The organism is Pedobacter sp. KLB.chiD, from assembly GCF_047040275.1.
Taxonomy (GTDB): domain Bacteria; phylum Bacteroidota; class Bacteroidia; order Sphingobacteriales; family Sphingobacteriaceae; genus Pedobacter.
In genome coordinates this window covers 4,812,370-4,837,521 of sequence record NZ_CP178207.1, presented here as the reverse complement: position 1 = coordinate 4,837,521, position 25,152 = coordinate 4,812,370, and the positions used below count along the sequence as shown (strand labels likewise).

The following is a 25,152-nucleotide window of genomic DNA, read 5'->3' as shown; positions in this document are numbered from 1 at the left end:
ATACTGTAAAACAGTCCATTATGAACACCAAAGATAATTTTTTAAACGTAAAACATCTTTATAACCGGGCGGGCTTCGGAATTTCCTATGCCGACTTACAAAAATTAAGCAGGAAAAAATTAGATAAAGTAGTAGATAATTTGCTTAAATATTCCCAGAAAGACGATCCAATTAACTTGGTAAATGATTATGAATCAAAACGGCAGCTTTTGGTGCAGGCCGGTTTATATTCAAAAAAAAATCTTACTGATGATGAAAAGAAAATGCGGCAGCAGATTATCCGTGAACAAAATGAGGTGAGCCGCGACCTGAACATCGCATTCATTACCAAAATGATTAATACTGATGCCCCGCTGAGGGAAAAGATGACACTCTTTTGGCATGGCCATTTTGCCTGTCGCAGTAACAATCCTTTTTTTGCGCAACAACTAAACAATATTCAAAGAGCAAATGCCTTAGGCAGCTTTAAAACCTTATTGGTTGAGGTATCTAAATCGCCTGCAATGCTGCAATATCTGAATAACCAGCAGAATAAAAAAGGTAAACCAAATGAAAATTTCGCCCGGGAACTCATGGAGCTCTTTACTTTGGGGAGGGGAAATTATACCGAGCAGGACATTAAAGAATCTGCCCGCTCGTTTACAGGCTGGATGTATGACAAAGATGGTTCCTTTATTTTCAGGCAAAACCAGCACGATGCCGGAACAAAAACCTTTTTCGGTAAAATAGGAAATTTTGAAGGCGAAAATATTATTGATATTATTCTCGAAAAGCCTGAAACCGCACAATTTATAGCCTGGAAAGTATATAAATTCTTCGTTAATGATAATCCAAATGAGGCACATGTTAAAGAACTGGCCACACATTTTTACAATTCGAAATACGACATCGCTTCCATGATGAAAAAAATGTTTACATCGGATTGGTTTTATAGCCCGGAAAATGTAGGCACAAAAATTAAATCGCCAGCCGAGTTTTTAGTGGGTTTAAGCCGGGAGTTTTATGTTACCTATAACAAGCCACAGGTTTTAATACAGTTACAGAGCAGTTTGGGCCAATATTTATTTAACCCACCAAATGTTGCAGGCTGGCCTGGCGGACAAAGCTGGATTGACAGCTCATCGTTAATGTTAAGAATGCGGATTCCTTCGCTTGTGCTAAATGATGGAGAAATTGACTTTAGCGGCAAAGCCGATCCTGAAGATGAAGCCGTAATCGCTTTAAGCAGAACGGCTACAAGTAATGCAAATGCCAATACAAAACCAAAATCGTACGTCAATGCGAATGCAAACTGGCCCAAATTTTTAAGCACTTTACCAAAAGGATTAACACCGTTGGAACTTACCGAGTTTTTATTACAACCAAAACTAAATACCAAAATAACCAAGATGGTTAGCGATAATAAAGGCTTGCGAAGTACAGCAGTAGAAATTACCAGCATGCCTGAGTATCAGTTGTGTTAGATAAAATGGTTTGATCGCTCATGGCTCACAGCCACTTAGCTAAACACCCAAGCCATGAACCATCAACAAAAAACTATAAGCCATCAACAAAAAAACTTTACACCATGAACAGAAGAAATTTTTTAAGAAATACAGGGTTTGTTGCAGCAGGTTCGCTATTTGTTCCTGCCTTTATGAAACCACTTGAGGCCATGGCGCTCGATGAATTAAGCCTCTATAAAAATCTGGTTGTTGTACAGCTTTCTGGCGGAAATGACGGGCTTAATACGGTTGTTCCTTTTGGAAACGATATTTACTATCAAAAACGAAATAGTATTGCCATTAAACCCGAAGAAGTAATTAAACTGAATGATGTGCAGGGATTAAACCCGAACATGGCTGCCCTGCAGGAAATTTATGATCAAGGCTGGATGACTATTATTAATGATGTTGGCTATCCGAATCCAGACCGTTCGCACTTCCGATCGATGGATATCTGGCAAACCGGTAGTGATAGTAATCAATTTTTATCAACCGGATGGATTGGCCGCTATTTAGACAGCAATTGCCAAACCTGCAAATTCCCCTATACCGCGATAGAAGTTGACGACTCACTTTCTCTGGCCATGAAAGGTCAGACCAAAAAAGGAATTGCATTAAAAGATCCTGCAGCTTTGTTCCGCAATACCAATGATCCGTTTTTTAAAGCCATGTTACAGAATGATAAGGAACATTTAGATGAAGATAATTTGGGTTATTTGTATAAAACTATGATCGAAACTTCGTCATCAGCCAATTATATACAGAATACTTCCAAAGTTTATCAGTCTAAATTTACTTACCCAAATTCGGGCTTTGCCAATCAGTTAAAAACGGTTTCCAAATTTATTTCTTCGGGATTGAAAACGAGGGTTTATTATGTATCGTTAAGCGGTTTTGATACCCATGTGAATCAGACTGGCCAACAAGGTAACCTGCTTAAACAATATAGCGAGGGCATGGCTGCATTTTTAAAAGATTTAAAATCGAACAACAAGCTTGAAGATACTTTAGTAATTACCTTCTCTGAATTTGGCCGTAGGGTAGAGCAAAATGCCAGTAACGGTACCGATCATGGAACAGCAAATAATATGTTTGTTTTTGGCGGGAAATTGAAGAAACAGGGAATCTTCAATGCTGCCCCTAACCTGAGTGATTTAGACAGCGGAGATTTAAAATACCAGTTGGATTTCAGGCAGGTTTACGGTACCATTTTAGATAAGTGGCTCGATGTAAACAATGCGGAAATCCTGAATAAAAAGTTTAATACACTGGATTTTATTTAGGTATCACCAAGAAGTCAAGTTTAATAACCAACCTGCTATGAAACTTGACTTCATTATGATCTATTTCTTTTTTAAAACATATACTGGTCGGTTGGTATCTTTATCAATCTGCTCGGTGTAAACGCTAAACAATTCATATCCATAGTTTTTCATCTTGTTTACACCATCAATCGCCGAATTAAATTCAAGTTTTTTATCATCATCATCCCTAATATATAGTTCACTATAATCACCTGTTTTTTGCCCATATTCAAGCGCAATCCATTGTTTATCAGCTAAAAAGCTTTTTATCGAACGAATTTGAATATAATCTACATGGATATCGGTCAATTTCGTGCCGTTTACATTTTGGGCTTTGGCATCAGATAGCCAGAAGCAGGCGGCCATTGCCACTGCCAGGGTTAATTTTTTCATATGCTGTTTCTTTTGTGTGTAATTCTAAATTACAAAGATTCCAAATAGAATGCATAGATGATCTGTAACAAAATACCCAATGTTAAATCTTAACCTAAAAAGCAACATGAACTTTTTAGGCAATATAATCTGGATTATTTTTGGCGGGATTTTTATTTTCTTCGAATACATCATCGGAGGATTAATCCTTTGCCTCACCATTGTGGGGATTCCTTTTGGTATTCAATGTTTTAAATTTGCCATTGTTGGCTTAGCACCTTTTGGCGTTAAAATCACCGATACTTCCTCAAATACCGGCTGCTTGTCTACCATTATGAATTTAATCTGGATTTTCTGTGGTGGTTTCTGGATTGCCTTAACACATTTATTTTTTGGTATCCTGCTTTGCATTACGATCATAGGCATTCCGTTCGGTCGCCAGCATTTTAAACTGATGAACCTGGCCTTTACCCCTTTCGGAAAATCAATTTCCTGATATTATCATATATAAATCCGTCATTTCGACCGTAGCAGAGAAATCTGTAACATAAAGTTCTTCCATAGATTTCTCCATTCCGCTTCGCTTCAGTCGAAAGGACGGCAACTGTTCCTATGATATTTTCAGCATGGTATTAAGTTAAGCTATACAAATTCAAGAATAGACCAGATCATCTATACAATCAATCCTATCGATTTAGAATGCGCTATCGCCTCTTCACTATCTTTAAATAAACAGGCTTCTACTCCTTTATCTTTTACTTTCTTGAGCAATGTTTTGGTTTCTACCTCTTTTTCAGGACTGATATTGCGGATATAAACCGCTTCAATATTTTGCGGGTATTTTTCTACTATTGAGCTATAAATTTTTGGGTCCTGCTGCGAATTATCACCAAAAAACACGAACTTTTGATTGGGAAAGGTATCTAAGATCCGCATTACCCTTAATAATTTGCCTTCATGGCCTGTTTTTCCCGTTTTAATTAAATCCTTCCATCTTTTAAGTGTATTTAAAAGAAAGGCACCATCAGGCAGTTCATTAAACCTAAAAGTTTCCACTAAATAATCGTAAAGATTCCATTCACTGCTGCTTACATAAAAAAAGGGGTTAGGTTGATTTGCCTCCGTATGCGAAAGGGCCAATTGCCGATAGTGGCTGGCAGTATCAGAAAAGGTTTTGCGGGTACGTGGATTTTTAATGAATAACTCTCTCAACCTTTTGCCAATAGTTGCCGAATGGGAAACCATCACCGTATCATCCACATCTGAGATAAAAGCATACTGGGTAATGTGTGGTACATATACCCTACCCTCTCCAATATTCAAAACAGATCCGTGCTGATCGATAGCTTCCACTTTAACATCATGCCAGCCTGCCGGAACTTCATGTTGAGCCTCCCATTCGAACTTAAAAAAGCCATCTCTTTCCGTTTTATTGTAAATAATCTGATCAAAGAATTGTAAACGCACCTCAACAAAAGCATAAGGTTTGAGAATAAAGAGCTTTAGCAGATGGATAATATTCACAAACAGATTGTTACTGTAAACCTGTCGTGTTTTCGCCTTGCGTTTAAAAACATGTCCATAAACAACCAGATTGTGCGCATGGCCATAACCGTGATATACTTTAACACTAACAGATTTATTCATCTATGTTAAAACAGAGTTTATTAAAAGTTGTTTGTTGATAAACTCCATCAGGTAAACATGAAATTATTATTCGTCATCAATCCAGGTTCAGGCAGCCGTGATACTAACTTAAAGGAAGTAATTTCTACCCATTTCAACTCAAAAAATACTGAAATTGATCTTTTTGAATTACCCGAAGATTGCTCTTTAGATAAAATTAAGGAGAGGATTAAAAGTTCGAAGACAGACCGGGTAGTAGCCGTTGGTGGCGATGGAACCTTAAAACTGGTAGCAGAATGTTTACTGGACACCGAAACGCCTATCGGCATAGTTCCTGCCGGTTCGGCTAATGGGATGGCAAAAGAATTAGGCATACCCACTGATATTGAACAGGCTTTAGACATTTTAGATGAAGGCCATTTGCAAAAAATCCATGTGGTTAAACTTAATGACGAGATCTGCATTCATTTATCTGATTTAGGCTTTAATGCCTACCTGGTAAAGAAGTTTGATACCCTGCCGCAACGCGGTATGTGGGGCTATGCGAAAGCTACCTGGCATGCCCTGTGGAACCATAAAAGAGTGGATGTACAGTTGAAACTTAAAGATAAAACCATTACCTCTAAAGCAGCTATGGTAGCCGTTGCCAATGCCACCATGTATGGAACCGGATTAAAGATCAATCCTGACGGAAAATTAAATGATGATCTTTTTGAAGTGGTTTTGGTAAAGGATTATTCCTATCTGGAAATCATAAAGATATGGATCACGAAATTACCTTTTAACCCGAAAAAGATAGAGGTGTTTCAAACTGCTGAAGTCAAGATTTCTTCGAAACACAAAGCGCACTTCCAGGTAGATGGAGAGTATATTGGAAAGGTAAATACGGTTGAAGCAAAAATTCTTCCTGCAGCCATAACAGTGGTTTTACCTGAGGCATTAGAAGACTGAACGATGAATTTTAATCGTAAAATACAATCTGAAAAATTCAGCAATAAAACAGATCCGGAACAGGATATCAAACCACCTTTCGCCAAGGTTTAACATTTCTGGTAAAAAAGTGATAAAACCGATGGAAAATACCCATACCATCAAACGGAAAGGAAATTGAATGTAATAGGCAATAAAGCCAAATTTCTTAAATAAGATTAAACCGATTGCAGAAATAAATAAGGATACAAATAAAGGCAATAATAAAATTACTTTTGCCTGCGAAAGGATCTGATCGGGAATTTCATTTAAATGCGTTAAAATCTGCCAAAATTGTCTGGCTAATAAAACAATACTAATCAGATCCAGTAAAGCAAAAAATCGGCTCGTGTTTTTCATTACCTACAATACTTTGCTAAATAATCATCTGCTTTTTTGCTACCCATATATTTGACAAAATTAAAATCTTCACAGGCACCCTGTTTATCACCCTGCTTTAATTTTTTCAAGGCCATTTGAATGCGATCATCGAGGTATTCGTCATCTATGCCCAGTTGATTTTTGATTCCTATAATCTGAGCTTCCTGTCCGGGTTTGGCCTGATCAATGTTTTTATAGAAATTAATCACCGAATTGGTGAGTGCTTCTTCAGCCTGATAGTTGCGAATGGCTTCTTGAATGGCTTCACTCGATTTTCCTTCACAATTATAACCCGAAAGCTTGAAATTAACCGGAGCAACGATCGAAACAGTTGTATCATAACCCGCAGGAACCTGCCATTTACCGCTACTCATTCTGATTAAACGCAGTGCTTCTTCGTCCAGGTCAGACAATATTCCTTTGCTCACTTTCGAGAAATAAACCTTCCCTTGAGCATTAAGCTTAAAACTGATGTTCACTGTTCCCTGGATACAATTATCTTTAGAGAACTGTGGATAGATGGTATTTTGCGTTAAGAAGTTCGTAAAACCATTTTTACCGGATTTAAACTGAACCTGGGCCATGGCCAGCGAGCAGTAGAAAAACAAGCAAATGGTGGAAAGGCATTTCATCATACTAATTTACGGTTTTAATAGCAGAGAACACAAAGTTTTAGCAAAGGAGTAAACGTTTTTTACAAAGGAAGCTTTAAACACGGAATGATATTACATTCCCGCCATCCCGAACTTAGAGATAGAAATCTATAATAGGTTGAAAAGAAAGGTCGTCATTCCCGCGCATGCGGGAACCACGAAGTGCTCAGCGAAGCTAATCTTAAAGCCTATGGCACCACGATTATCCATAAGTTTTCTGTTGTTAGGTGTATCTGCGCGGTTACCGGTTAATTTGGGGATTGATGCAATTATAAATAAATCTCATTTAGCCATATTGCCCTCCCTCTGTTTTATCTGTGGTAAACTTTTAACATCATATTTGCCATGGAGGCACGGAAAACACAGAAAAACCTTTGGGTTAAGAAAAAGTAGCTTTCAAAATGATGTCTGGATCAGGACAATTGGTTAGATATTTTTCTCTTTCGCTAAACTTACATACACCGGGATAATCGCCTTTTGATCCCTGCATATCTTCGATAAGCTGAAAATGAAGGTGCGGCGGCCAGCAACCGTTTTCTTCTTGATTACCCAGTTCTGCAAATTTTGCACCTGCTTTTATTGGCATTCCCTCCTCCAGATGAGTTAAAGAAGCTAAATTCAGGTGGCCATAAAGCACATGGAATTTATACCCAGCAATATCATAAGCCAGAATAATGGTTGCACCATAATCGCCAAAGTTGTTGTTATTGGCAAAGCTATGAACGTTTGCATCGTAAAAATTGTAAATTGGTGTACCTGCCGCTCCCCAGATATCTACTCCCAAATGCAGCCTGCGCGGTTCTTTACCAGCGTCAAAATGTGTACTGCGTGAATATATGGTGCGGTGTTCATTGTAGCCTCCAATCCCGTAACGAGCTTGGTTTGAGCTAAGCTTTTCATCAATCCAAGTCGAAAATCCGTCAATATTACCTAAAATTTCATCAGTGAGTTCAGTGTTTGTAGCGGTAAAATCAAGATCTACAAGCCGGTCATGTTTCAGATTAAAATCCACAACATGATGGATTAAGCTATAGTTTTTTTCAATTATCTGCTCAAGAATATGCATCAAATGACGGTTTATTTAAAAATATAAACATAATTGTAAATATAGTGCGATAATGCTCCGCCAATTACAAATAAATGCCAGAGTTCATGACTATGCATCCACCTAAACAATTGTTTGTCTTTTGCGTAATAGTAAGTGCCTCCAATGTAAAAAACACCACCAAAAAGCAACCAGAAAATGGCTCCAAACGGCAGGGAATTAAACATTTTCTGAAGTAAAGGCACAATTAAACAGCCCATTAAAATATAGATGGCTAAAGATATAGCTGTGCTTTTTAAACGGTTAAAAATTTTGAGCAGGCAGCCTATAATTGCGATAATCCATACCATGGCAAACAGGCTCCAGCGCAGCCAGCCATCAAAAACCAGTAAGGCCGTGGGGCTGTACGAGCCGGCAATCATAAGATAAATGCAGCAATGATCAAATTTTTGCCAAAAACGAATTCCATATGCTGTTGCCGGATAGCCATGGTACATGGCACTTACCGCAAAGAGAACAAAAGTTCCCATACTGTAAATTAATGCAGCAGTATATTCAACAGGTGTATTGCATTTTTGAAACAAAAAGTATCCTGCCGGAATTGCTGCCAATGCCGGTATAAAGTGTGTGAAGAAATTAACGGGTTCCCTTAGCTTCCTCACTAAAATTATTCGCTGTCTTCGTCTTTTTGTCTGGGCTCTTTGGCAATCTTCTCAAAAAGATGATCCATACGTTCTACATACTCATTGGTATCATCCACAAAGAAAGTAAGTTCTGGAACCACCCTTACCTGATGACGGATACGGCTGCCCAGTTTATACCTGATCTCTCCGGCATGTGCATTAACGGTGTTGATAGAAAGTGTGGTGTTATTGGTATTCAAAAAACTTAGATAAACCTTCGCTACAGCTAAATCCGGTGACACCCGAACACGCGTAATGGTTACCAATGTATTAGGCAAAAATGCAGCACCTTCACGCTGAAAAACCTGTGCCAACTCCTCTTGTAACACTCCTGCAAATTTTTGCTGACGTTTACTTTCCATATTATTAAAATTATCAATTATCAATTACCAATTATCAGACCATGCATGGACTTTAAATTAAATTGATAAGGTTTAAAATTATCAATGATTAATATTTATTAGCAGATCACATGCTCTATCAATATTAACGTTGAAAGATATTAAATATTAAAAAATGCCAAATCTTGGGATTAGTTCGCTTTCCTTAGATTTTGTAAAAATACTTATATTTAATTAATGAGCAACGGAACAAACTTTAATCTCGAACAAAGAACTTTTCTATTCGCTCAATCTGTTAGGTCATATTGTAAAAAAGTTACGCACAGTATCATTAATATTCAAGACATTAAACAGGTTGTCCGATCTTCAGGCTCTGTTTCTGCAAATTACATCGAAGCCAATGAATCTTTAAGCAAAGCAGATTTTATCTACAGAATAAAAGTCTGCAGAAAAGAAGCGAAGGAGACTAAACTCTGGCTTAATCTTATCGATATAGAAGATAAAAAAGAGCTAGAACCTACAAAACTACTTTTGGTGAGTGAAGCAAATCAACTCATGTTAATTTTTAATGCTATTATCAAGAAATCCCAATAGCAAAAGATCAAATTTCCAATCATCAATTTTTATTCTGAAAATTGATTATTGTTGATTAGTAATTTGTGTTCCAGGTTCGTTTGAATATTGATCATTGATTTTTGGTCATTAATATAAAAGGTTGCTATCATACGGATACCTCGCTACATGCGCAGCCCTGATTTTATCGTACAATAACGTTTTAAACTCTTCTATATTCTCTTTTTGCGTAGCCGAAATAAATAGCACGGGTATCTTACCATGACTCATCCAACTGTTTTTAAACTCTTCCACCGTCAATTTACCATCGTCATCGTCTCCCTCTGTCTCCGGCGAAACATAGGCATCAATTTTATTGAAAACCAGGATCATATCCTTGTCAATTGCGCCAATATCTTTCAAGGTTTCATTAACGGTATTGATCTGATCTTCGAAATTCGGATGCGAAACGTCTACCACATGAATCAGTAAATCGGCCTCCCTCACTTCATCTAAAGTAGATTTAAAGCACTCTACCAAATGGTGAGGCAGTTTGCGGATAAACCCAACGGTATCAGAAAGCAGAAATGGTAAATTCTCGATTACCACTTTACGGACTGTGGTATCTAAAGTAGCAAAAAGTTTATTTTCTGCGAATACCTCCGATTTTGACAACATGTTCATGATGGTTGATTTACCTACGTTGGTATAACCCACCAATGCTACCCTAATCAATTGACCGCGGTTTTTACGCTGTGTTTCATTTTGCCTGTCGATATTTCTTAAACGCTCTTTCAACAACGAGATTTTGTTTAAAATAATCCGTCGATCACTTTCAATCTGCGTTTCACCCGGACCACGCATCCCGATACCACCTTTCTGGCGTTCAAGGTGTGTCCACATCCCGGTTAAGCGAGGTAATACATATTGTAACTGGGCCAATTCTACCTGCGTTTTGGCCTGGGCAGTTTGTGCCCTATTGGCAAAAATATCCAGAATCAAATTGCTTCGATCTAATACTTTAACCCCCAGTTCGCGGTCTATATTGCGCAATTGCGATGGCGATAATTCATCATCGAAAACCACAGTATCAATTTCTTCTGATTTTACATAAGCCTTGATTTCTTCCAGTTTTCCGGTTCCTACAAACGTGGCGCGCTCTGGCTTAAGCATTTTTTGCGTAAAAACCTTCTCCACCTTCCCTCCGGCTGTATCTACCAAAAAGGCCAGCTCGTCTAAATATTCTTTTGTTTGGGCTTCTTTTTCGCCGGGCGTTACTACACCAACTAAAATTGCCCTTTCCTGCACCACGGCAGTATCATAAAATTTTTGTTTTCCCATGTAATTACTACAAAGATACGAAATTTGAGACCAACCAAACCTCTAGTTTTTACCAGCTTTGAAGTTTATCAACCGCTATAGCTGAGCAACAAACTCTTTAATCGCAGCTCCCGGATTATCGGTCTTCATAAAATTCTCACCGATCAAAAAGCCATTAAAACCTGCTGTTTTCAATTCTTTAATGGTCTGCGGATCACTAATGGCACTTTCCGAAATCTTTAAAAATTCATCAGGAATTTTATTTACTAAATCGAATGAAGTCTGTATATCAACCGTAAAATCGGCCAGGTTACGGTTGTTTACCCCAATAGCATCTAAATGAGTTGAAATACTTCTTTCCAGCTCTTCGAGGTTATGCACCTCCAAAAGCACATTTAAACCAAGATTATGCGCAAACTTTCCGAGATCATTAACCTGTTTCGGTGTTAATATAGAGGCAATCAGGAGAATAATATCAGCACCCCAGGCTTTTGCTTCCAAAATCTGGTACTCATCGATCATAAAATCTTTTCTTAAAACCGGAATGTTATTTGCAGCCCGGGCAGAAAGTATATCGTCGGTTTTACCCCCAAAAAAATCTATATCTGTTAACACCGAAAGTGCAGATGCTCCCGCAGCATTGTATGCCGTTGTAACTTCAGCAACGTCTGCAATACCGTTGATTAAACCTTTCGATGGCGATCGGCGCTTAAACTCTGCAATAATACCTGTTCGATCTCCAGCTAATAAAAACTCTTTAAAAGAATAAGGTTTCCGCTTAAAATGTATCGAATTTTCTAAATCCTTTATGGAAACCAAAGCTTTCGCATCAGCAATTTCTTCTTTCTTACGCAGTACGATTTTATCTAGTATGTTCATTTATCAATTTGTTAAGAGGGGCATCATAAAATATATCATCATCACCTTGAGCTTGTCGGGAGTAGCTCTAACTTCTAACGAGGCGTTTCGACCGGCTCAATGTGACAAAATTTTAAGAAAAAAGCGTACCGCCATACCCCGGCATAAAATTTAATTAATCCAGTCAAATGAGCTCCTGAAACAAGTTCAGGATAACGATTGGCAGGGAAATTCTTAATTTGTCAACCAATTCTCCATCATTTGCTTACCATATTCCGTTAATACACTTTCGGGATGGAACTGCACACCGCGCACATCCAATGTCTCATGTCTCAACGCCATAATTTCATTCTTATGATCTCTGGCCGTAATTTTTAAACAGGTTGGAAAATTATCTTTACTCACAACCCAGCTATGGTAACGGCCAACATTAATGGTTTGCGGACATTCCCAGAACAGCGGTTCATTGCCGTCTACAACCGTAACCGGCGTAGCAATACCATGCATCGGTCTGCCTAAATTATATAGGGTACCGCCAAAGGCTTCAGCAATGGCCTGCTGGCCTAAGCATACCCCAAAAATGCTCTTCGTTGGTGCGTAAGTTTTTATTACATCCAGCAATAAACCTGCCTCTTCCGGAATACCCGGACCTGGCGAGAGCAATATTTTATCGAATTTCTCTACATCAGCCAAATCGAATTTATCATTTCTCCAAACCTCAGCTTCATAACCCACTTCATTTATTAAATGCACTAAATTATAGGTAAAACTGTCATAGTTATCGATCACTAATACCGTTTGCTTATTTATATTTTCCATTATATTTATTACTAGTGGATTTTACTCCAAACTAAAAACTTCCAACTCCAAACTAAATCTGCTCTGCCATTTGCACTGCTTTACGCAATGCGGCAATTTTATTGTTTACTTCCTGCATTTCAGTTTCAGGCACCGAATCAGCTACGATGCCCGCTCCCGCGCGATAATGCAGTTCGTTATTTTTGCTCATAAAAGTCCTGATCATGATGGCATGATTAAAATCTTCGTTGAAACCCATAAAACCGATAGCACCGGCATAAAAATTTCTACCTAGCTTTTCATTTTCATCAATCAGCTGCATGGCTTTATATTTTGGTGCGCCACTTAAAGTCCCTGCCGGATAGGTATCGGCAACCACCTTAAAAGCACTTACATTTTCCTGCAAATGGCCACTCACTTTACTCACCAGGTGGATCAGGTGCGAGTAATACTGTACTTCTTTAAAAGATTTTACTTCAACGCGGTTACAATGCCTGCTTAAGTCATTTCTGGCCAAATCAACCAGCATGACATGCTCGGCACTTTCTTTAGGATCTTGCTCTAACTTTCTGGCCTGCTCTGCATCTTCAATATCGTTTCCGCTCCGTTTAAATGTTCCTGCAATTGGAAAAATATTGGCTGAATTGTTTTTGATCGTAATCTGTGCTTCTGGTGAAGAACCGAACAGTTTAAAATTTCCGTAATCAAAATAAAACAGATAAGGCGACGGGTTTATCGAACGCAGACAACGGTATACATTAAATTCATCTCCCGAAAAAGCCTGCTTAAAAGCACGCGAAGGTACAATCTGAAAAACATCGCCTCGATAAATATGCTTTTGTAGTTTCTCTACCAAATCCATAAAACCCTCATCAGTCAGATTTGAACTTTCCTCACCACGAAGCTGGAACTTATATTCTGGGTAATTTTTATTCTGGATCAGGTATTCCATCTTTTCTAACCCACCTTCTTCTTCACCCTCAAAAGTATTTTTGAACAGGGTGATTTCATTTTTAAAGTGATCGATGGCAATGATGTAACGATACAAATGATACTGCATCTCCGGAATTTCTTCACCTTCAGGTGTTTCGGAGGTAAACCTGATATCTTCGAAATGCTGCACGGCATTCCAGGTGAAATAGCCAAAAAGGCCGCTCGATATGAATTTGATTTCAGGTAGTTCAGTTTCTTTAAACTTTTCCTTAAAACCGGCAATTTCCTCTATCAGATTTTTGCTTTCGGTAATTCCTACCGTACCATCAGGAAAATAAGTTTCCAATCGCGAACCTTTTAAGATGATACCTGCAACCGGATCAGCGCAAACAAAACTCATGGAGTTTTCGCGGCTGTGGTAATCTGAACTCTCCAGTAAAATACTGTTTGGATAAACATCGCGCAAGCGCAGGTAAATGCTTACCGGTGTCGTGGTATCAGCAAGTAGTTTTTTGTAGGTTGTATTTATTCTATACATGATTTTACTATGTTGCCATTGCTTCGTGCATCATAATGGCGGTTAAATATTTTTTTAACAATAAAAAGCCCGGCGTGTGGTTCTACGCCGGGCTTTAATGGTTCTTTAATAAGGTTTAGGTTGATAAACTATATTTCTTTCATACGCAGCCAGCGCAATCCGTTTTCGAATTACTTTGCCAAAGCCAGGTATGTATATTGTTGATCATGAGCCACAAAAATATAAAGAATTTTGAAAAAGCAAAATATTTATGAAAATAAGTTTAATACGGCGTCGGAAATCCGAAGTCATAAGTCTTAATCGCCTGAGCATAGCGAAGGATCTTTTACACAATGTCGTCATTTCGAGCGGAGTGCGCCGCAGTCGAGAAATCTGCCTAGATAGATCTCTCCATTCCGCGATGCTCCAGTCGAGATGACGACTGCTGATATACCTAGCTTTGAGACCTCCGTGCCCTTCCGCTGTGTACTTATGGTAAAACATTAGTAAGCTATAACAAAAAATCCCGCTCTGTTAAAACGGGATTCTATATTAATTACAGGATATTCAGATTAAGAAACCCCAAAAAACGATCTTCCGGGCACAGCCTTAACCATTAGTAGAATGGCTACAATAATCAGAATTAGTGCCAACCCAAAGAAAATAGAGATAGTACGGTGTTTAGCTACAGCATCTGTTAATTTTTTAGATTTTGCATTGCCAATAGTAATCAGAATGATCGCGATAAGCATCATTGAGGTATGTTCAGCTTTAAAATAGCGGCCAATGGCATCACTCATGGGCAATTTGGTTAGCGGACTCAGAAAGAATAACACCAAACCTATCAAAAATTGGATATGCGCACTAATTAGGGCAAATACATTTAGTTTGCGATTACCTTCTGTATATGTTTTATTTCCAAACCAGCCCGATAATGCATTTATTACCGAGATAACCAATAAAATTAATACAATGTAGCGCCATCCGGAGTGCGCTGATTTTAAGATACTGTACATTTTGCTAAAATATGTTTAATCAAAAGTAGGCATTAATTGTAAAAAAGAGGATATTCTTTAAAAGCAATGCTTATTTATATTAGTTTTAAACAATTAAAACCTAAACTGATTATGAAGAAAATTTTACTCGCCCTTGGGCTGGTATTTTCTGCTACATTTCTGTTTGCACAGCAAACCTCTTTCCCTGTTAATGGCTCTTTTGATACCAGACCCGGAATGTTTGCTTTTACCAACGCAACCATAGTAGTAAATGCCAACCAAACCCTTACCAATGCTACACTTTTGATCAAAGGACAAACCATTCAGGCAGTTGGAACCGGCTTAGCTGTACCCAAAGGTTATGTGGTGATTGATTTAAAGGGAAAATTTATTTATCCGTCGCTGATTGATGCCTTTACGAATTACGGTCTTGGCGAAACACCAGCTGCACAACGTGGCTTTGGTGGCCAGCGCCAGTCTATTTTTATATCGACAAAAAAAGGTGCTTATGGTTGGAACGAGGCCATCAGACCGGAAACTTATGTAAAAAACATTTTCGCAGCGGATAATAAAAAAGCAGATGAATTGCGCAAGGCTGGTTTCGGAAGTGTAAATGTAATTAACCGCGATGGCATTGCCCGCGGGGTTTCTGCAGCTGTGACCTTAAATGAAGGTGCTGATAACAGCGTTATCCTGAAAGACCAAACCGCAGCCAATTACTCGTTTAACAAAGGAAGTTCATCCAATGATTACCCTACTTCATTAATGGGTGCTATTGCTTTATTGCGCCAAACTTATTACGATGCACAATGGTACGGCAAACAAAAAGATGAATACAACATCTCGCTGGACGAATTTGGCAAGCAGCAGGCTATACCACAGATTTTTGAAGTTGACGGATGGCAGAATGTGCTACGTGCCGATAAAATCGGAAAAGAATTTGGCAAAAAATACATTATTAAATCTACCGGCGATGAATACCAGCGCATAAACGAAGTTAAAGCCACGGGTGCAAATTTGATTATTCCATTAACTTTCCCAAAAGCTTATGATGTGGAAGATCCTGCCGAAGCCAGAAATGTGAGTTTATCGCAAATGAAAGGCTGGGAACTGGCTCCAACCAATCCTGCTGCACTGGAAAAGGCAGGAATTAAATTTGCTTTAACAGCCTTTGGCCTGGAAAACAGCCGCGATTTCTGGACAAATATCCGCATGGCGATAGAAAATGGATTAAGCAAAAAACAAGCCTTACAATCCGTTACCGAAATACCTGCCTCACTTTTGGGTATAGGTGATAAAGTAGGTACTTTGGAAAAAGGAAAAGTAGCCAACTTTTTGATCTCATCAGATAGCCTGTTCAAAAAAGAAAACATCATTTTTGAAAACTGGGTACAGGGCAAACGTTTCATCGTTAATAAAATGGATGTGAGTGATCTTCGTGGCGCTTACAACTTAAATGTTGATGGTGTTGGTCCTTTAGCCTTAAAGATTACCGGTACAGGTGGTGGATCTTCCGCAGCAATTGAAAGAATAGGTACTGATAGTATAAAAACCACCGCTACTTTTACAAGAAATGGCGATTGGGTAAGCATTAACTTCAACTTAAAGAAAAATCCTAAAGGTGATGTTCGTTTAAGTGGTTACATTACATCAGCCAACCCCATTACCATAAAAGGTGAATCAGCTCTTGCTGATGGTACTAATGGGAAATTCACGGCAACTTATAAAGAAGCAGTAAAAGAAACGCCTAAAAAAGAAGATCCTAAACCAGTATTGGCGGTTGGTCCGGTTATTTATCCTTTTACGGCCTTTGGCGCAACCGAATTGCCTAAACAGGAAACGGTATTGATTAAAAATGCTACCATCTGGACAAATGAAAAAGAAGGTGTACTCCAAAATGCCGATATCCTTCTGGAAAACGGAAAGATTAAAGCCGTTGGAAAAAACCTTTCGGCAAGCGGTGCTAAAATAATCGATGCTACCGGTAAACATGTTACCGCAGGCATCATCGATGAGCACTCACATATTGCCGGCTCCGGAGGAATCAATGAAGGGGCTCAATCGGTTTCTGCTGAAGTAAGGGTTGCCGATATCATTAATTCTGAAGATGTTAACATTTATCGCCAGCTGGCTGGTGGCGTAACTACTTCACAGATCCTGCACGGTTCTGCCAATCCGATCGGTGGTCAATCGCAATTGATTAAATTACGCTGGGGTAAATCGCCGGAGGAATTAAAATTTACCGGTGCCGATGGCTTCATCAAATTTGCATTAGGCGAAAACGTAAAACAAAGCAATTTCGGCACAGGTGCCCGTTTCCCCGTTACGCGTATGGGCGTTGAGCAAACTTTTGTAGATGAATTTACCCGCGCAAAAGAATATGCCAAAGCCCTGTCGGTAAAAGGCAATAACATCCGCCGCGATCTGGAATTAGATGCCATTGTTGAAATTCTGAACAATAAACGTTTCATTACCTGCCACTCTTATGTGCAGAGCGAAATAAACATGCTCATTCACGTGGCCGATAGTTTAGGTTTTAAAATCAATACTTTTACCCACATTTTAGAAGGTTATAAAGTGGCTGATAAAATGAAGGCGCACGGCATTGCGGGTTCTACCTTTTCCGATTGGTGGGCTTATAAAAACGAAGTGGCTGAGGCAATTCCTTACAACGGAAAAATTATGCACAATGTGGGTGTAACTACCGCTTTTAATTCTGATGATGCAGAAATGGCCCGTCACTTAAATCAGGAAGCGGGCAAATCAGTACTATACGGTAATGTGCCTGAAGAAGATGCTTTAAAATTCGTAACCTTAAACCCTGCCAGAATGCTCCACATTGACGATAAAGTGGGCAGTTTAAAAGCAGGAAAAGATGCCGATGTAGTGATCTGGACAGCTAACCCACTTTCTATTTATGCCAAGGCAGAAAAAACCTTTGTTGATGGAATTGCATATTGGGATCTGGATAAAGATGCACAGGCAATTAAAAACATGCAGGCCGAAAAAGCCCGTCTGATCCAGAAAATGTTAGAGAGCAAAAGTAAAGGCAGCCGTACACAACGCCCAATGGGTGATGCGCCACGTCTTTACAATTGCGAAACCTTAGAAAACTATTCAGCAGAATTAACCGAGAAAGAACATGCACACTAAACAATATTTATTCAGTCTGGCTTTATCGGCAACAAGCCTGATGTGTTTTGCCCAGGCCAACATTTCGCCAGCAAAAAAACAAAGCCAAACCATCGCTATTACCGGAGCAACCGTACATGTAGGCAATGGTACCGTAATCGAAAATGGCACTATAGTTTTTGGCAATGGTAAAATTATTTCGGTAACGGCCAGCGGCCAGATGCCACAAGATAATGTAACGCGGATTGTGGCCACCGGTAAGCATGTTTATCCGGGCTTTATAGCCGCAACCACCAATTTGGGTTTAACAGAAATTGAAGCTGTGAAAGCAACATTGGATTTTCAGGAAATAGGCGATTTTAATTCGCACATCCGTTCTATTGTAGCTTACAATACCGATTCGAAAGTTCCTGCCACGTTACGCAGTAACGGCATATTAATGGCACAACCGACCCCACAGGGCGGTATGGTTTCGGGCAGTTCATCGGTAGTACAGCTAGATGCCTGGAACTGGGAAGACGCTGCATTAAAAACCGACGATGCCATGCACATGACCTGGCCGGTTACACCTCGCTTTAGAGGCGGCTTTGGTGGTTTCGGTCGTCCACAGCAGTCTCCGGAAGCTTTAGCAGAAAGAACACAGGCCGCCATTGCACAGTTAAATTCCTTCTTTGCTGAAGCTAAAGCATATTCCGAAATGGGCAAACCAGAAGTCGTTAATACCCGTTTCGAAGCCATGAAAAAGGTATTTAAAGGAGATGAAAAGCTGTTTATTGCAGCCGGAAGTCAGAAAGATATTGTTGCAGCCGTAAACTTTGCAAAAAAATTCGGCATTACACCTGTTATTACCGGAGCTGACGAAGCTTATTTGATCATTGATTTCTTAAAAGACAATAACATCACATTAGTGGTTAAGCAACCACATTCCTTACCCAACAACAATGATGATGATGTAAACATGCCTTACAAAAATGCTGCAATACTGGCCAATGCGGGCTTAAATGTCGTATTGAGTATTGATGGTTATTGGCAACAACGCAATCTGCCCTTTATGGCGGGCACCGTTACGGCCTGGGGTTTAGACAAAGAAAAAGCTTTGTCAACCATTACCTTAAATGCAGCGAAAGCCATGGGCATTGATAAAACCACTGGCAGTATTGAAACCGGTAAAGATGCTACTTTCTTTATATCTGCCGGCGATGCATTAGATATGCGCACCAACAAAGTAGAACAGGCTTTTATTCAGGGCAGGGATATTAACCTAGATAACCTGCACAAACAATTGGACAAAAAGTTCAGTGATAAATATATTGCCGAAAAGAAATAGATTTTAATCTTAACCGGTTGATGGCTTAAATGGGTTAACGTTCAAGCATAACATTAAAACGGCTGATATTCATTTATCGGCCGTTTTTGCTGAATCAGGATCTGGTCCGGAAAATAGCGATACAACATCATCCCGATTCATGTCCACATAGCGCCCTACCTCAGGAAGCATGATTAACATTAGCTTAACAATAAGCCAAAAAATAGAATAATCCTAAACCTTTTCATAACCTAGAATCCAAACCGGCTTAATACTGTACTAACATCTTTGTCGTCATAAAAAAACCAGAAACTATCATGACGAAATTAGCCGGAGCATTAAAATAACATGCTCTGGAAAGTTTCATAGTTGCTAAAAAACAAATGATGATGAAAAATTTACTTATTGCAGTGATGTTGTTTTTATGTTATGCCGGCAATTCTTCCATGGCACAAACTACACAGGCATCCATTTCCGGAATTGTCACGGATAATCAAAAGAAACCCATTCCAGGTGTTTCTGTTCAGATTAAAAACAACTCTACTGGCTTTACCACCAGAACATCCACTAATGCTCAGGGAGAATACACCTTTAAAGAGCTTCCTTTAGGTGGCCCTTACACCATTAAAGCAACCTACATTGGTTTTGCAGAGCAAAACAGAACAGGTTACATGCTTAACCAGGGCGATGCCGTATCGGTAGCAATAAATATGCAGGAAGATGCGCAAACGCTTGATGGCATCACCGTTAACGGATCAGCTTTAAGAAATAAAGTGCAGCAATTTGGTGCTTCAACAGAAATTTCATCGAAAACGATGAACTTGTTACCCGTAAATGGCCGTAACTTTTCCAGTTTAACCGATTTGTCACCTTTAGCAGGTCCGGGTGGTATTTCAGGTCAGTTAGGTTCATCTACCAATTTCACCATTGATGGTATGACAGCGAAAAACCCAACTTCAGCTGGGAGTACAACCAGCCGTAGCGGTGCACCATATTCTATCTCCATTGAAAGTGTACGGGAGTTCAAGGTAGTAACCAATCAGTACGATGTAAGTTTAGGCCGTTCAGGTGGTGGTACCATCAGTGCCGTAACCAAATCAGGTACAAATCAAATTACAGGTAGTGCTTTTACTTATAACCGTGCTGATTTCCTTGCGAGTAAGTATGACATCAGAGGAAACAGAAGAACTAATGATTTTTCAACTTATCAGTATGGTTTTAGCTTAGGCGGCCCGATCATTAAAGATAAGTTGCATTATTTTGCAGCCTGGGATCATCAAAGAGATTCTCGCCCATTAATTATTGCTGATATTAATTCGGATGCAGATGTAGCCCGTTTCAACATTACAAACGCCACGTTAAATAATTTCTTAGCAGTTGCAAGATCAAAATATGGCGTAGCCAATACACCACAATTTGGTTCTTTCCCAAAAAAGAGAGGTACCGATGCAGGTTTCCTTCGTTTAGACTGGCAAATTGATGATAAAAATTTATTGACTGTTAGGGATAACTATACCAACGACAGAAATCCGCTAGGATTAGCTGACAATACGGCGATCAACTTTTACGAAAGTTACGGTAATGATAAAAACGTAGATAATAGCTTACTGGCTACTTTACGTTCAACAATCAGCAGCAAAGTTACCAACGAATTAAAATTGCAGCATTTATACACCAACCAGGCCAGTACACAAAATGACGAATTAGGTTTTGCAATACCAAGAGCAGTGGTTTCCAACTTACAATCTACTACCCCAACTGGCAGTTTATTAACAGCGGTTCAAATTGGTGGTCACCGTTTCGGGCAAGAGGGTTTTACCAATAACGTATTGCAATTGGTAGATAACTTTTATTATAACACCGATAAAATTAAATACACTTTTGGTGTCGATATCATGTACACCCACGCAAAATCATTGTATGGCAGTGAAGTAAACGGCCGTTTTACATTTAACAGATCGGGTACTGGAACAAATGACGCAACCGCTTTACAAAACTTCGAAAATTTAAAACCAATCAGTTATTACAGAGAAGTTCCTCTAGTTGATGATCCAACTGTTACAGGTAGGATATGGAATACCGCAATTTACGGTCAAATGCAAACCAAACTGGGTAAAGGTTTAGATTTTACGGGTGGCTTACGCCTAGATTATAGCAGATATCCAACATCGCCATTAAATCAGCAATTATTTGATGCCATTGGAGTAAGGACAGATCATAAATTAAAGCAGCTTTTAATTCAGCCGCGTATCCAGTTTAATTGGGATGTGAATGAAAAACATACTGATTATGTTCGACTGGGCGCCGGAATTTTTGGATCAGATGTGAACAATTATGTAACCATTAATAACTTGACATTTGATGGTAAACATTTTGCTACGGTTGATGTTACCGGTACAGGTGTACCTACCCCTAACTTTATTGGTTACCGGAACGGAACGGCTTCAGCACCAACGCTACCAGAACTACAAATCCCTACCATTAACACTTATGCCGACGATGCCAAAATACCGGTAGTATACAAAGCGAACTTATCATACAGTAAATTAATAAATGATAGAATAAGGATCGGCATTACGGGTTATGCAACATTAGCTCGTCACAATTATATGTATGTAGATAGAAATATGGTTGCCGATCCTTTTTTCAGATTATCGAATGAAGGAAACAGGGGAGTTTATGTACCTGCAAACAGTATCATTCCTGGTAACGGAACTACTGATTGGAAAAAAGGCCGTTTAACCAATCAGTTTGGCAGGGTGTTGGAAATGAACAGCCAGGGCAAGGTAAATCAATTTGCTGTTGTTGTAGACGGTACCTGGAGATATTTTAAAGACGGAGAAATTTCGGCCAGTTTTACCTGGAATGATACTAAAGATAATACCTCGTATAATGGTAACGTAGCCAACTCAGCAACTCTATCTTTGCCTGTAGTTGATGATCCGCGCGATTTAAGCAGAATGACTTATTCAAATGGTCAGTTTAGAAACAAAGTTGTCGTTTACGGAACACTACCATCATTTAAAGGTATTAAAGCTGGTATTCGTTATTCGGGCATTGGTGGCACCAGATATAGTTTATTATCCGGCGGAAATACCAATGGTGACTTCGTAGCTACAAATGATTTAGCCTACATCTTCGACAGATCAAACACCAATGTACCGGCTGCGCTTAGAACGGCTTTACAAGCCTTATTGGATAATGGTGCGGCAAGCCAGAGCCTGAAAGATTATATCACGAAGTACGAAGGTACCTTTGCAGAGCGTAATGGTGGTATCAATGGTTTTTATGGTACAATTGATTTAAGATTAGCTTATCAGATTAAATTCGGCCGCGGTAGAAAGCAAAGTATTGAAATTTCCGGTGATTTGTTTAACGTAGCCAATTTGTTTAAGAAAACCTGGGGCACTACAGAAACATTAGGTACGCAGGCTTTATATGCTGTTACAGGTTTTGATGCTGCAACCTCTAATTATAATTACCGCGTAAACAATACTGGTGTAGTAACACCAACGGGAAACCCTTGGCAGGCTCAAATCGGTTTACGCTATGGATTTTAAATAAATATTAGCTGATTATCTTAGCTTAAAGTCATAAAAAAAGGGAATGGATTTTTATCCGTTCCCTTTTTTTATGTTTGTATACAAAACAACAAAACTTAATGGGATTATTACTCAGTTACCTGAAAAGCCACAAATGGATTGTGGCTTTGGCATTATTGCTTGCGGGTTTAAATATTGGCTTTTCATTGATGGATCCGCTTATTACCGGAAAAATTTTAGATCGCTTTATCAACAAAAAAAACACCTTAACTTATGCCCAGTACCTTTGGGGTTCGGTAGGGTTAATCGGACTCGCAATCGGAGCGGCCATGGTATCGCGGATTGCCAAAAATTTTCAGGATTATTTCACCAGTGTTATTGTACAAAAAGTAGGGGCAAAAATGTATGCCGATGGTTTGCAGCACTCGCTAAAATTGCCTTACCAGGTTTTCGAAGATCAGAGAAGCGGCGAAACCCTGGGTATTTTACAGAAAGTACGCTTAGATTCTGAAAAGTTTATTACCGCCTTTATCAGTATATTATTTGTTAGTTTAATCGGGATGGTATTCGTAATCGTGTATTCGTTCACGGTAAGTTATAAAGTTACCCTGGTTTATTTTTCAGCCATTCCCATTATTAGTTTTGTAAGCTGGTTTTTAAGCCGTAAAATTAAAACCATACAACGCTCCATTGTTGGCGAAACTACTGCCCTGGCTGGTTCAACAACCGAATCGCTCAGAAATATCGAACTGGTAAAAAGTTTGGGGCTGGCCGATCAGGAAATTGAAAGATTGAACAAAACCACCTATAAAATCCTTGGTTTAGAGCTTAAAAAAGTAAAGTATGTACGCAGCATGAGCTTTGTACAGGGTACCACCGTAAACCTGGTACGCAGTACCATGGTATTGGTTTTATTATTGCTCATTTTTGATAACACCATTTCCGCCGGCCAATATTTAACATTTTTATTTTATTCGTTTTTCCTGTTCGGACCGCTACAGGAGTTGGGTAATGTAATTTTAGCCTGGAGAGAAGCCGAAGTTTCGCTCGGTAACTTTAAAAAGATTTTAAGTACACCGATAGATAAGAAACCTGAAAACCCTACCGAAATACAAAAAATTAATGATTTAACCTTTAATAACGTTGGCTTTAAACATCAAACCGCTAATCGCAATGCTTTGGAAAACATTTCTTTTAGCACCCATAACGGGCAAACCATTGCTTTTGTTGGCCCATCGGGTTCTGGAAAAACAACTCTTGTAAAACTTTTGGTTGGCCTTTACCCACCAAAAGAGGGTGAAATTTTATACAACGGTATTTCCAGCAATAAAATTGATTTAGATGCCCTGCGAGAAAAGATCGGTTTTGTAACTCAGGATACGCAGCTGTTTTCGGGTACGATCAGAGAAAATCTGTTATTTGTAAATCCTACGGCAAGTGATGAGGAATGTTATAAAGTATTGAACCAGGCGGCCTGCCAAACCTTGCTGGCCCGTGCCGACAAAGGCCTTGATTCGATCATTGGCGAAGGTGGTGTAAAGGTTTCGGGCGGAGAAAAGCAACGCCTATCTATTGCCAGAGCACTGTTACGCCAGCCAGATATCCTCGTTTTTGACGAGGCAACCTCATCACTCGATTCGATTACCGAAGAGGAAATTACCAAAACCATCCGTTCGGTTTCCAATTTAACCGATCACATTACCATTTTGATTGCCCACCGTTTATCGACTATTAAACATGCCGATCAGATTTATGTGCTGGAAAAAGGCCATATTATCGAGCAGGGCAAACACGAAGAACTAATTGCACAAAATGGCTTGTACCAGGCCATGTGGCGCCAACAAATTGGCGAGCGGATTGTTGAAGCTTAAGTAATTAAAATTTTTAGAATGTTATTAGCAGAAATCAACAGCAACCAGGTGGCCCTGTTCGTGATTATACCTGCCGTTTTATGGCTGGCCTTAATCTTGATCGCCCTTTACCATATCTCCAGAAATAGCTCAATGGGCTTCAGTGTAAAAGTGTTGTGGTTCATCATCATTCTCCTGGCGCCCTTTCTGGGTTCGATTATTTACCTGATTTGGGGTAAGAATAAGAAGTTTTAATTTTTAACTTGTCAACTTTCTAGCGCAGTAGCTATTAAAGTTGACAAATTTTAACTACCACCCGTTTATTTGACATCCGGTCTTCCAACCGTTAATAGTAGCAAAAACCCAATTACCTAAACCTGACTGTACGGAAATACTTTTTGCTGCAAGAATCAACAAGCCGTACCAACATTCACAAAAAGATTGGAGGAAAGGCAGGACTACCGAAATGCCTTGTACACTATTGCTTTCCT

Annotated in this window: 22 protein-coding genes; 10 read left to right on the top strand and 12 right to left on the bottom strand. The window is 39.2% G+C overall.

The window, feature by feature from the left end; translation table 11 throughout:
• Positions 1-20: 20 nt before the first annotated feature.
• Together ACK1I8_RS20010 and ACK1I8_RS20005 are read left to right on the top strand one after the other, a co-directional pair.
• The gene (locus ACK1I8_RS20010; protein WP_412467035.1) at positions 21-1,463 is read left to right on the top strand and encodes a DUF1800 domain-containing protein; all 1,443 of its coding nucleotides are present in this window, start codon (positions 21-23) and stop codon (positions 1,461-1,463) included.
• Positions 1,464-1,567: 104 nt separating this feature from the next.
• A complete protein-coding gene (locus ACK1I8_RS20005; protein ID WP_412467034.1) occupies positions 1,568-2,767 on the top strand; it encodes a DUF1501 domain-containing protein in 1,200 nt (399 codons plus the stop codon).
• A gap of 60 nt (positions 2,768-2,827) precedes the next feature.
• On the opposite strand, the gene ACK1I8_RS20000 is transcribed toward ACK1I8_RS20005, so the two are convergent.
• Complete coding sequence (locus ACK1I8_RS20000; protein WP_412467033.1) at positions 2,828-3,181, bottom strand: hypothetical protein; 354 nt, start codon at positions 3,179-3,181, stop codon at positions 2,828-2,830.
• Positions 3,182-3,287: 106 nt separating this feature from the next.
• On the opposite strand from ACK1I8_RS20000, the gene ACK1I8_RS19995 reads away from it, so the two are divergent.
• The gene (locus tag ACK1I8_RS19995) at positions 3,288-3,656 is read left to right on the top strand and encodes a YccF domain-containing protein (protein WP_113949056.1); all 369 of its coding nucleotides are present in this window, start codon (positions 3,288-3,290) and stop codon (positions 3,654-3,656) included.
• Positions 3,657-3,832: 176 nt separating this feature from the next.
• Here the strand turns inward: ACK1I8_RS19995 and ACK1I8_RS19990 are convergent, their stop codons facing one another.
• The gene (locus ACK1I8_RS19990; RefSeq protein ID WP_412467032.1) at positions 3,833-4,807 is read right to left on the bottom strand and encodes an App1 family protein; all 975 of its coding nucleotides are present in this window, start codon (positions 4,805-4,807) and stop codon (positions 3,833-3,835) included.
• 57 nt (positions 4,808-4,864) lie between these two features.
• On the opposite strand from ACK1I8_RS19990, the gene ACK1I8_RS19985 reads away from it, so the two are divergent.
• Entirely contained in the window at positions 4,865-5,737 is an 873-nt protein-coding gene (locus ACK1I8_RS19985; RefSeq protein WP_412467031.1) for a diacylglycerol/lipid kinase family protein, read from the top strand.
• Here the strand turns inward: ACK1I8_RS19985 and ACK1I8_RS19980 are convergent.
• The 5 genes from ACK1I8_RS19980 to rbfA all read right to left on the bottom strand — a co-directional run bounded on the left by ACK1I8_RS19980 (position 5,726) and on the right by rbfA (position 8,879).
• Positions 5,726-6,115, bottom strand: coding sequence for a hypothetical protein (locus tag ACK1I8_RS19980; protein WP_412467030.1), 390 nt, complete (start codon positions 6,113-6,115; stop codon positions 5,726-5,728). The two genes, ACK1I8_RS19985 and ACK1I8_RS19980, sit on opposite strands and share 12 nt — an antisense overlap.
• Positions 6,115-6,771, bottom strand: a complete 657-nt coding sequence (locus ACK1I8_RS19975) for a TonB family protein (protein WP_412467029.1) — start codon at positions 6,769-6,771, stop codon at positions 6,115-6,117. The genes ACK1I8_RS19980 and ACK1I8_RS19975 overlap by 1 nt, the downstream gene beginning before the upstream one ends.
• A gap of 397 nt (positions 6,772-7,168) precedes the next feature.
• Positions 7,169-7,855: a peptidoglycan DD-metalloendopeptidase family protein gene (locus ACK1I8_RS19970; RefSeq protein ID WP_412467028.1), complete on the bottom strand. Its 687-nt coding sequence runs from the start codon at positions 7,853-7,855 to the stop codon at positions 7,169-7,171.
• Positions 7,856-7,866: 11 nt separating this feature from the next.
• Positions 7,867-8,496: a PAQR family membrane homeostasis protein TrhA gene (gene trhA, locus ACK1I8_RS19965; RefSeq protein WP_412467027.1), complete on the bottom strand. Its 630-nt coding sequence runs from the start codon at positions 8,494-8,496 to the stop codon at positions 7,867-7,869.
• Between the two features lie 5 nt (positions 8,497-8,501).
• On the bottom strand, positions 8,502-8,879 hold the full coding sequence (gene rbfA / locus ACK1I8_RS19960; RefSeq protein ID WP_412467026.1) for a 30S ribosome-binding factor RbfA: 378 nt from the start codon (positions 8,877-8,879) through the stop codon (positions 8,502-8,504).
• A 216-nt stretch (positions 8,880-9,095) separates the two neighbouring features.
• Between rbfA and ACK1I8_RS19955 the strand changes: the two genes are divergently transcribed.
• Positions 9,096-9,452, top strand: a complete 357-nt coding sequence (locus ACK1I8_RS19955; protein ID WP_412467025.1) for a four helix bundle protein — start codon at positions 9,096-9,098, stop codon at positions 9,450-9,452.
• Between the two features lie 108 nt (positions 9,453-9,560).
• On the opposite strand, the gene hflX is transcribed toward ACK1I8_RS19955, so the two are convergent.
• The 5 genes from hflX to ACK1I8_RS19930 form a co-directional block, all read right to left on the bottom strand.
• Positions 9,561-10,751 carry a GTPase HflX gene (hflX, locus tag ACK1I8_RS19950; RefSeq protein ID WP_412467024.1) on the bottom strand — a complete coding sequence of 397 codons (1,191 nt, stop codon included), beginning with the start codon at positions 10,749-10,751 and terminating at the stop codon, positions 9,561-9,563.
• A gap of 75 nt (positions 10,752-10,826) precedes the next feature.
• Entirely contained in the window at positions 10,827-11,609 is a 783-nt protein-coding gene (gene trpC, locus ACK1I8_RS19945; protein ID WP_412467023.1) for an indole-3-glycerol phosphate synthase TrpC, read from the bottom strand.
• A 213-nt stretch (positions 11,610-11,822) separates the two neighbouring features.
• Positions 11,823-12,407: an anthranilate synthase component II gene (locus ACK1I8_RS19940; protein WP_412467022.1), complete on the bottom strand. Its 585-nt coding sequence runs from the start codon at positions 12,405-12,407 to the stop codon at positions 11,823-11,825.
• Between the two features lie 52 nt (positions 12,408-12,459).
• The gene (locus ACK1I8_RS19935; RefSeq protein WP_412467021.1) at positions 12,460-13,857 is read right to left on the bottom strand and encodes an anthranilate synthase component I family protein; all 1,398 of its coding nucleotides are present in this window, start codon (positions 13,855-13,857) and stop codon (positions 12,460-12,462) included.
• 551 nt (positions 13,858-14,408) lie between these two features.
• Positions 14,409-14,852 carry a cytochrome B gene (locus ACK1I8_RS19930; RefSeq protein WP_412467020.1) on the bottom strand — a complete coding sequence of 148 codons (444 nt, stop codon included), beginning with the start codon at positions 14,850-14,852 and terminating at the stop codon, positions 14,409-14,411.
• A gap of 111 nt (positions 14,853-14,963) precedes the next feature.
• On the opposite strand from ACK1I8_RS19930, the gene ACK1I8_RS19925 reads away from it, so the two are divergent.
• From ACK1I8_RS19925 to ACK1I8_RS19905, 5 genes are all read left to right on the top strand, one after another.
• A complete protein-coding gene (locus tag ACK1I8_RS19925) occupies positions 14,964-17,984 on the top strand; it encodes an amidohydrolase family protein (protein WP_412467019.1) in 3,021 nt (1,006 codons plus the stop codon).
• Positions 17,974-19,290: an amidohydrolase family protein gene (locus ACK1I8_RS19920; protein WP_412467018.1), complete on the top strand. Its 1,317-nt coding sequence runs from the start codon at positions 17,974-17,976 to the stop codon at positions 19,288-19,290. The genes ACK1I8_RS19925 and ACK1I8_RS19920 overlap by 11 nt, the downstream gene beginning before the upstream one ends.
• A 368-nt stretch (positions 19,291-19,658) precedes the next feature.
• Complete coding sequence (locus tag ACK1I8_RS19915; protein ID WP_412467017.1) at positions 19,659-22,829, top strand: carboxypeptidase regulatory-like domain-containing protein; 3,171 nt, start codon at positions 19,659-19,661, stop codon at positions 22,827-22,829.
• Positions 22,830-22,930: 101 nt separating this feature from the next.
• On the top strand, positions 22,931-24,682 hold the full coding sequence (locus ACK1I8_RS19910) for an ABC transporter ATP-binding protein (RefSeq protein WP_412467016.1): 1,752 nt from the start codon (positions 22,931-22,933) through the stop codon (positions 24,680-24,682).
• Positions 24,683-24,700: 18 nt separating this feature from the next.
• The gene (locus ACK1I8_RS19905; RefSeq protein ID WP_412467015.1) at positions 24,701-24,916 is read left to right on the top strand and encodes a PLDc N-terminal domain-containing protein; all 216 of its coding nucleotides are present in this window, start codon (positions 24,701-24,703) and stop codon (positions 24,914-24,916) included.
• The last annotated feature ends 236 nt before the right edge of the window (positions 24,917-25,152 follow it).

Excerpts from the sequence above, each read along its gene's own strand:
- ACK1I8_RS20010 (WP_412467035.1), top strand. The coding sequence starts at position 21 with ATGAACACCAAAGATAATTTTTTAAACGTAAAACATCTTTATAACCGG.
- ACK1I8_RS20005 (WP_412467034.1), top strand. The coding sequence starts at position 1,568 with ATGAACAGAAGAAATTTTTTAAGAAATACAGGGTTTGTTGCAGCAGGT.
- ACK1I8_RS20000 (WP_412467033.1), bottom strand. The coding sequence starts at position 3,181 with ATGAAAAAATTAACCCTGGCAGTGGCAATGGCCGCCTGCTTCTGGCTA.
- ACK1I8_RS19995 (WP_113949056.1), top strand. The coding sequence starts at position 3,288 with ATGAACTTTTTAGGCAATATAATCTGGATTATTTTTGGCGGGATTTTT.
- ACK1I8_RS19990 (WP_412467032.1), bottom strand. The coding sequence starts at position 4,807 with ATGAATAAATCTGTTAGTGTTAAAGTATATCACGGTTATGGCCATGCG.
- ACK1I8_RS19985 (WP_412467031.1), top strand. The coding sequence starts at position 4,865 with ATGAAATTATTATTCGTCATCAATCCAGGTTCAGGCAGCCGTGATACT.
- ACK1I8_RS19980 (WP_412467030.1), bottom strand. The coding sequence starts at position 6,115 with ATGAAAAACACGAGCCGATTTTTTGCTTTACTGGATCTGATTAGTATT.
- ACK1I8_RS19975 (WP_412467029.1), bottom strand. The coding sequence starts at position 6,771 with ATGATGAAATGCCTTTCCACCATTTGCTTGTTTTTCTACTGCTCGCTG.
- ACK1I8_RS19970 (WP_412467028.1), bottom strand. The coding sequence starts at position 7,855 with ATGCATATTCTTGAGCAGATAATTGAAAAAAACTATAGCTTAATCCAT.
- rbfA (WP_412467026.1), bottom strand. The coding sequence starts at position 8,879 with ATGGAAAGTAAACGTCAGCAAAAATTTGCAGGAGTGTTACAAGAGGAG.
- ACK1I8_RS19955 (WP_412467025.1), top strand. The coding sequence starts at position 9,096 with ATGAGCAACGGAACAAACTTTAATCTCGAACAAAGAACTTTTCTATTC.
- hflX (WP_412467024.1), bottom strand. The coding sequence starts at position 10,751 with ATGGGAAAACAAAAATTTTATGATACTGCCGTGGTGCAGGAAAGGGCA.
- trpC (WP_412467023.1), bottom strand. The coding sequence starts at position 11,609 with ATGAACATACTAGATAAAATCGTACTGCGTAAGAAAGAAGAAATTGCT.
- ACK1I8_RS19940 (WP_412467022.1), bottom strand. The coding sequence starts at position 12,407 with ATGGAAAATATAAATAAGCAAACGGTATTAGTGATCGATAACTATGAC.
- ACK1I8_RS19935 (WP_412467021.1), bottom strand. The coding sequence starts at position 13,857 with ATGTATAGAATAAATACAACCTACAAAAAACTACTTGCTGATACCACG.
- ACK1I8_RS19930 (WP_412467020.1), bottom strand. The coding sequence starts at position 14,852 with ATGTACAGTATCTTAAAATCAGCGCACTCCGGATGGCGCTACATTGTA.
- ACK1I8_RS19925 (WP_412467019.1), top strand. The coding sequence starts at position 14,964 with ATGAAGAAAATTTTACTCGCCCTTGGGCTGGTATTTTCTGCTACATTT.
- ACK1I8_RS19920 (WP_412467018.1), top strand. The coding sequence starts at position 17,974 with ATGCACACTAAACAATATTTATTCAGTCTGGCTTTATCGGCAACAAGC.
- ACK1I8_RS19915 (WP_412467017.1), top strand. The coding sequence starts at position 19,659 with ATGAAAAATTTACTTATTGCAGTGATGTTGTTTTTATGTTATGCCGGC.
- ACK1I8_RS19910 (WP_412467016.1), top strand. The coding sequence starts at position 22,931 with ATGGGATTATTACTCAGTTACCTGAAAAGCCACAAATGGATTGTGGCT.
- ACK1I8_RS19905 (WP_412467015.1), top strand. The coding sequence starts at position 24,701 with ATGTTATTAGCAGAAATCAACAGCAACCAGGTGGCCCTGTTCGTGATT.